The organism is Streptomyces sp., from assembly GCF_031178505.1.
GTDB classification, from domain to species: Bacteria; Actinomycetota; Actinomycetes; order Streptomycetales; family Streptomycetaceae; genus Streptomyces; species Streptomyces gulbargensis.
This window is the reverse complement of record NZ_JAPSIW010000765.1, coordinates 1-3,302: the sequence shown is the minus strand read 5'-3', so window position 1 is coordinate 3,302 and position 3,302 is coordinate 1. Positions and strand designations below refer to the sequence as shown.

The 3,302-nt window shown below is 73.6% G+C and carries 3 protein-coding genes; 2 read left to right on the top strand and 1 reads right to left on the bottom strand.

Going from position 1 to position 3,302, the window contains the following annotated elements; translation table 11 throughout:
• Positions 1-1,008, bottom strand: a 1,008-nt coding sequence (locus RIF68_RS31980) for a PspC domain-containing protein (RefSeq protein ID WP_309054762.1), incomplete at its 3' end; no start/stop codon positions are given.
• A gap of 156 nt (positions 1,009-1,164) precedes the next feature.
• On the opposite strand from RIF68_RS31980, the gene RIF68_RS31975 reads away from it, so the two are divergent.
• The gene (locus tag RIF68_RS31975) at positions 1,165-2,427 is read left to right on the top strand and encodes a PspC domain-containing protein (protein WP_309054761.1); all 1,263 of its coding nucleotides are present in this window, start codon (positions 1,165-1,167) and stop codon (positions 2,425-2,427) included.
• Positions 2,424-3,134: a response regulator transcription factor gene (locus tag RIF68_RS31970; protein WP_309054760.1), complete on the top strand. Its 711-nt coding sequence runs from the start codon at positions 2,424-2,426 to the stop codon at positions 3,132-3,134. Before RIF68_RS31975 ends, RIF68_RS31970 begins: the two co-directional genes overlap by 4 nt.
• Positions 3,135-3,302 lie beyond the last annotated feature (168 nt).

The window sequence follows — 3,302 nt, the reverse complement described above, 5'->3', positions numbered from 1 at the left end:
CGCGCCCACCGTGGTGGGCTGCCACGTCTCCCGCACCCACTCGGTCGTGATCCGCTGCGGCAGGGCCACCGCCACGGCGAGCAGCAGGGCCGTGGACACGGTCTGGAAGACGGTGCCGAAACCGGTCCGGCCGAGGAAGCTGCTGACGACGAGGCCCAGGCCGAACACCGCGAGAGCGGCGACCAAACCCGTCTGCAGGCTCCGCCCCAGCGGCTCGGTCTCCCACGTCAGGGCCGTGCCCAGCACGGCGGCGAGGAAGGCGAAGAACTGGATCAGGCCGCCGATGGAGTACGGCGTGCGGCGTATGGAACGGGCCGGCCGCTCAGCCGCGGAGCCGTCCGGGCCCCACTGCCGTCCCGGCTTCGGCACCTCGCCGTTCACCCGGCCTTCCGCGTCCACGACGCCGTGCGGGCCCCAGAGGTAACCGATGGCGATCTTGCCCGTCGAGCCGTCCTTCACGATGGGGTCCTTCCACCAGGACGGGAACTCGACCAGCGGGGGCGCCTTCGTCTCCGGCGGGGCCTCGGCGACGGCCATGGCGGCCGCCACGTCCCTCCGCAGGTCGGCCTCCCCGCTCGCCGTCCTGCGCCGCTGCGACCACACCGCCGCCCCGCACACCGCCAGGGACAGGGTCATGGCGAAGCCCAGGAGCGACCCGCTGCGCAGCATCGACAGGAAGACCCCGCAACCCACCAGCGCCAGGAGCACCGCCGCCAGCGACGCCCCGGACACACGGCCGGTCAGGAGTCTGCGGCCCTCGTTCTCCTCCTCTCCCGCGAGCGGGAGGAGGAGCCACGCGAAGCCGTAGAAGATCAGGCCGACGCCGCCGGTCACCGACAGCACTCCGACCACCACACGGAAGATCACCGGGTCGAGGTCGAAGTGCCGGCCGAGACCGCCGCAGACCCCGCCCACGACCTTGCTCGCACGCGAGCGCCGCAGCGGCGGGACGGGCGGGGCCTCCGCCGTGGGCGGGGCCTCGTGAGGCGAAGGCGTCGAACTCGTCATGCGTCCATGGTGACCGCCCGTGACCTGCCGCGGCACCGGGGACGACCCTGGCCCGACCCTGATATTCGGGAGCCCCGTTCCCCTGAGGCCGTACCAGGGACGAACTCAGGGCCGCCCCTGATGTCCGCGGGGGACCCCACGTGTGACGATCGGGTCATGTCCGCAGCCGCTCGTGTCACCGAGACCGACGAACCGCCCGCGCGCAGGCTCTACAGGAGCGCCGACGGGCGATGGCTCGGCGGTGTCGCGCGCGGCCTCGCCGGGCATCTGGGGCTGCCCGTCGTGTGGGTCCGGGCCGTCTTCACGGTGCTGTTGCTCACCGACGGCCTCGGCGTCCTGCTGTACGCGGTCTTCTGGATCGTCGTCCCGCTCGGTGTCGGCGGCCGGGCAGCCCCACGCCCCGTCTTCGAGACGATGCCCGACGGCAGACGCCGGCTCCGCAAACCGGACCGGGGGCAGGTCTTCGCCCTGGTCGCGCTCGCCATCGGCGCGGCCGTGCTCCTCGGCAACATCAACCTCGACAAGGAGACCGGACGCTACGTCTGGCCGACTCTCCTCATCGGGGTGGGTGTGGTCCTCGTCTGGCGCCAGGCGGACAACGCCCGCCGCGCCAGCTGGACCGATCCCGACCGTCGCAGACGCGCCCTCCAGCTCACCCGGGGCCTGGTCGGTGTGGCCCTGGTCGGCACGGGACTCGCCGTGTTCGTCGTGGTGCGCGGCTCCGTCGCCCAGCTCGGCACGGCCCTCACCGCCGCGGTCGCCGTCCTCACCGGCATAGCCCTGCTGGCCGGCCCGTGGCTGGTCCGCATGTCCCAGGACCTCTCCGAGGAGCGCACCATGCGCATCCGCGCCCAGGAGCGGGCCGAGGTCGCCGCCCACGTCCACGACTCCGTCCTGCACACCCTCACCCTGATCCAGCGCAACGCCGAGGACCCGGGAGAGGTCCGCCGGCTCGCCCGCGCCCAGGAGCGGGAGCTGCGGAACTGGCTCTACCGACCGGAGGGCACCGGCAAGGACGAGGAGCCCGAGACCCTCGCCGAGGCGGTGAAGCGGGCCGCCGCCGAGGTCGAGGACAAGCACGGCGTCCCGCTGGAGGTCGTGGTCGTCGGCGACTGCCCGCTCGACGAGAAACTGACCGCACAGATACAGGCCGCCCGCGAGGCGATGGTCAACGCCGCCAAGTACGGTGGCGAGGGAGGCGCGGTCCAGGTCTACGCCGAGGTGGAGGGCCGGACGGTCTTCGTGTCCGTGAAGGACAGGGGGCCGGGCTTCGATCTCGACGCCGTTCCCGAGGACCGGATGGGCGTACGAGAATCGATCATGGGCCGGATGCGGCGCAACGGGGGCTCGGCCCGGCTCAGATCCGCGCCGGACGGCGGCACCGAAGTGGAGCTTGAGATGGAGAGGGCGGACGGATGAGCGACGGGACCGGGACAGCGACCGGGACGGGGGCGGCGGGCGCGGACCGCCGGGTGCGGGTGGTCCTCGTCGACGACCACCGCATGTTCCGCACCGGGGTGCAGGCGGAGATCGGCCGGACCGAGATCACCGGCGTCGAGGTGGTCGGCGAGGCCGCCGACGTCGACCAGGCGGTCACCGTGATCACGGCGACCCGGCCCGAGGTCGTCCTGCTCGACGTCCATCTGCCGGGCGGGGGAGGCGTCGAGGTGCTGCGCCGCTGCGCCGGGCTGATGGCAGCGGCGGAGGGCCCGGTGCGGTTCCTCGCCCTGTCCGTCTCGGACGCGGCCGAGGACGTGATCGGCGTCATCCGCGGCGGGGCCCGGGGTTACGTCACCAAGACGATCACCGGCACCGACCTGGTCGACTCGATCTTCCGGGTGCAGGAGGGCGACGCGGTCTTCTCGCCCCGGCTCGCCGGCTTCGTCCTCGACGCCTTCGCCTCGACCGACGCGCCGCCCGTCGACGAGGACATGGACCGGCTCACCCAGCGCGAGCGGGAGGTGCTGCGTCTGATCGCCCGTGGCTACGCCTACAAGGAGATCGCCAAGCAGCTGTACATCTCGGTGAAGACGGTCGAGTCGCACGTGTCGGCGGTGCTGCGCAAGCTCCAGCTCTCCAACCGGCACGAGCTCACCCGCTGGGCGACGGCCCGCCGCCTGGTCTGATCCCCCCGGCCGCGCCCACCACCGGCCCACGGCCCGGGCCGGCCGCACCGTACCGTCGGCCCGGGCCCGGGACTCGGTCGCCCGGAGGGCTCCCGGCGCCGGCACCCGCCCTGGCCCGAGGCCCGGACCCGGCCGCGCCGGGGACCGGCGCCGGCAACCGCCCTGGCC

Coding starts and splice junctions, on each gene's coding strand:
- RIF68_RS31975 (WP_309054761.1), top strand. CDS start 1,165: ATGTCCGCAGCCGCTCGTGTCACCGAGACCGACGAACCGCCCGCGCGC.
- RIF68_RS31970 (WP_309054760.1), top strand. CDS start 2,424: ATGAGCGACGGGACCGGGACAGCGACCGGGACGGGGGCGGCGGGCGCG.